Origin of the sequence: Clostridium lamae, assembly GCF_033043255.1 — a bacterium.
GTDB lineage: Bacteria > Bacillota > Clostridia > Clostridiales > Clostridiaceae > Clostridium > Clostridium lamae.
Genome location: NZ_JASCQJ010000076.1, coordinates 1 through 2968, shown reverse-complemented (window position 1 = coordinate 2968; position 2968 = coordinate 1). Strand labels below are relative to the sequence as shown.

Below are 2968 nucleotides of genomic sequence, written 5' to 3'. Positions count from 1 at the left end.
ATCCTTTTATTTTTATAAACTTTATACATTCGAATTTAATATATATATGTTAGGTAATAATTTATATGAAGGTTTAATAATTAAACTACCTATTATATCTTCAATAATAAATTTTATTTCTAATATCTTAACTGAAACAACTTCTCTTTCAATTGCTGATATAATATTCCTATTATTGCTTTCAATTATAAACTGCTCAATATTTTTATATCTCAATGTTGATTATTACGAAGAAATTTCAGAAAAAGTATCTACACTAAACGAAAGAATCAAAAAACTAAAAAATAATAAAGTTGATATACATTCAGAAATTGAAAAAGAGATTAAAAAAGTAAATTTGAATATATCCTCAAAAGAAAGAATAGGTGTACTATCATTCTACTGGAAAGATACTGTAATATTAATGAAAAATGGAACAATTGTTGATTCAGGCAACAAAAAATATTTAAAGGAAAAATATAATGAAGATGGTAATTTAGAAGATTTATTCTTTAAAGTAATGAATACCGCTTAATCATTATAATTAAAGGATAGTAAATTAGACTCTTAACTATAATCTAATTTGCTATCCTTATTTATCTTTAATTTCTAATTCAGCACTTATAGGATAATGATCTGAAGGGTATCTACCTTCTCTATTATAATAAACTATTTCACTATTCTTAACATTAAATTCTTCAGTAACAAAGATATAGTCTATATGAAGACCTGTTTTCTTTCCTTTAAACTTACTTAATGTTGACATTGAATATATTTCTCTCTTGTTTTCTTGTACTGCAATAAACTTTCTAGCGCTATATTTTCCTTCTGTAAAATCTTTTATAGCCTTACTATTAGGACTAGCATTAAAATCTCCCATTAGTATGGCTGGGTGCTCATCTTTTTCATGTTTCTTTTCCATATACTCACCAATCTTTCTCAATCCATATTCTCTTGCCTTTGGTAAAAGAAAATCTAAATGAGTATTATATACTCTTATTATATGTCCATCCTCTAGCTCTATTAATGCAGTTGTACAAATTCTAGGAAAGACTGAATACCAAACAGCGCTTCCTATTTTTTCTGGCTTATCAGACAACCAAAAAGTATTGTAATCTAATATTCTATGTCTATTAGCAACTAAAATATCATTTCTTTCAATAAAGTACTTACTACTTCTTGGACTTCCGACAAAATTATAATTAGATATTTCTGAAGTGAGATCATTAAACATTTTATTATTTAACTCTTGAACACCAATTATATCAAAATCATGATTATTTATAACTTCATATACAATTTCTTTTCTTCTATTCCATCTATTCTTAAAATCTAAGGGAAAATCTGTTCTTAGATTAAAAGTCATTATCTTCATGTTTATAACCTCATATCTATATTTATTTCGCTGTTGCAGAAGAAATTATTTCTCTAATTTTAATCCTATCTAAAGCATAACCAGCAAGTAAGAATATTATACCACTTGCAATTGGTTGTATTAATTCCATAAATAAAGTTGCAAATGGAGATATAAAGTTTCCAGAGATAATTGCTCCAGCTATATAATATCCAAGTACCCCTATAAATCCTGCAATAAATACAGCTAGGACATTTCTTTTACAAACTAAATTATTCTTTTTAGATGTAAAAAAGAGAACCATAATAGGTTTGATAATCATAGTGGGTATAATCCATAACATTCCACCACTTAATGCATCAGAAAGTCCTGCTCCAAGACCAGCTGCTACCATAGCATATGGTGTTGGCAAAAGTGACGCTGCTATATATATAAAAGTATCACCTAAATGAATATATCCTCCATTAAATCCTGTTGGAATATGAAAAACAAAAGTAGTAATGCAAATAATTGCAACAAAAAGCGCTGTTATTACTATTTGTCTTGTTTTATTACTTGTGTTCATTTATTAAAATCAACTCCTTTAAAAATAATTCAAACATAATCCCTTCCTTTGGATTAGTGTTAAACTTAGAAGTAAAATTTATGGCATCATAAATAAATTTTGATGCATTTTTTATTGAATAATTCAAATCGTGACCATTTAGAAGTAAACCTACAATTATTGAAGTAAAAATATCTCCTGTCCCACTATAAGATTCATTATTATATTCTGAACACACATAGAAATGTTTATCTTCATTCTTATCATAAGCAAAATTATAAATTTTATTATCTCTTATAATTCCAGTTATTATTACTTTTTCTGGCCCCATACTAGCTATTTCTCTTGCTATCTTCATCACTTTTTCATTGCTTGTTCCATATTTATCATATATTTCTCCAGTTAGAATACAAGCCTCTGTTAAGTTTGGAGTAACTATATCTGCTATTGAAACTAATTTCTTTATTTTGCTACACATTTCATTTGTAAATGTATCATAAAGTACCCCATTATCACCCATAACTGGATCTACAACTTTTAATGCTTTAATTCTTTCTTCAAAAAATTCTAATACTATATCTATTTGCTTTTCTGATCCTAAAAATCCACTATAAATACAATCAAAATTAATACCCAATTCACTCCAAGTTTCTTTATATCTAATCATTTCATCAGTAATATCTAAAAAAGTAAATTTATCAAATTCTGTTTGAGAAGATAGTACTGCTGTCGGAAAAGGACAACATTGTACTCCTAATGCAGATAAAACTGGTAATGCTGCAGTTAGAGAGCATCTCCCTATTCCAGATAAATCATTAATTGTCGCTACTTTTTTAACTCCATTCATAAGTGCACCTACTTCTAAAAGTTATTTACTATATAATAATCCAAGATTTACATTTTGTCCATTGTACCGATACAATTATAAAGTATAAGACTAAAGAAAAAAACTCCTTTCTAGTATAATCCCCTTATGGTAGACAAATATAAAAAGACCTTTATAATTAGGTTAAATAAAATGTACCCTATAGAGTAGACACGATAAAAAAAGTCTACTCTATAGGTTTTTTCTGTTTATAATAGAGTTATAT

At 26.8% G+C, this 2968-nt stretch carries 4 protein-coding genes; 1 reads left to right on the top strand and 3 read right to left on the bottom strand.

Annotated features, from left to right (window positions below):
• The coding region (locus QK892_RS18280; RefSeq protein ID WP_317274979.1) for a putative ABC exporter domain-containing protein at positions 1 to 514 on the top strand (514 nt) is incomplete at its 5' end.
• A 57-nt stretch (positions 515 to 571) separates the two neighbouring features.
• Here the strand turns inward: QK892_RS18280 and QK892_RS18275 are convergent.
• The 3 genes from QK892_RS18275 to QK892_RS18265 are packed head-to-tail and all read right to left on the bottom strand — an operon-like array spanning position 572 to position 2724.
• The gene (locus QK892_RS18275; protein WP_317274978.1) at positions 572 to 1354 is read right to left on the bottom strand and encodes an endonuclease/exonuclease/phosphatase family protein; all 783 of its coding nucleotides are present in this window, start codon (positions 1352 to 1354) and stop codon (positions 572 to 574) included.
• Between the two features lie 22 nt (positions 1355 to 1376).
• On the bottom strand, positions 1377 to 1898 hold the full coding sequence (locus tag QK892_RS18270; RefSeq protein ID WP_317274977.1) for a TIGR04002 family protein: 522 nt from the start codon (positions 1896 to 1898) through the stop codon (positions 1377 to 1379).
• Positions 1885 to 2724, bottom strand: a complete 840-nt coding sequence (locus tag QK892_RS18265) for a pyridoxamine kinase (RefSeq protein WP_317274976.1) — start codon at positions 2722 to 2724, stop codon at positions 1885 to 1887. Before QK892_RS18265 ends, QK892_RS18270 begins: the two co-directional genes overlap by 14 nt.
• Positions 2725 to 2968 lie beyond the last annotated feature (244 nt).

Coding starts and splice junctions, on each gene's coding strand:
- QK892_RS18270 (WP_317274977.1), bottom strand. CDS start 1,898: ATGAACACAAGTAATAAAACAAGACAAATAGTAATAACAGCGCTTTTT.
- QK892_RS18265 (WP_317274976.1), bottom strand. CDS start 2,724: ATGAATGGAGTTAAAAAAGTAGCGACAATTAATGATTTATCTGGAATA.
- QK892_RS18275 (WP_317274978.1), bottom strand. CDS start 1,354: ATGAAGATAATGACTTTTAATCTAAGAACAGATTTTCCCTTAGATTTT.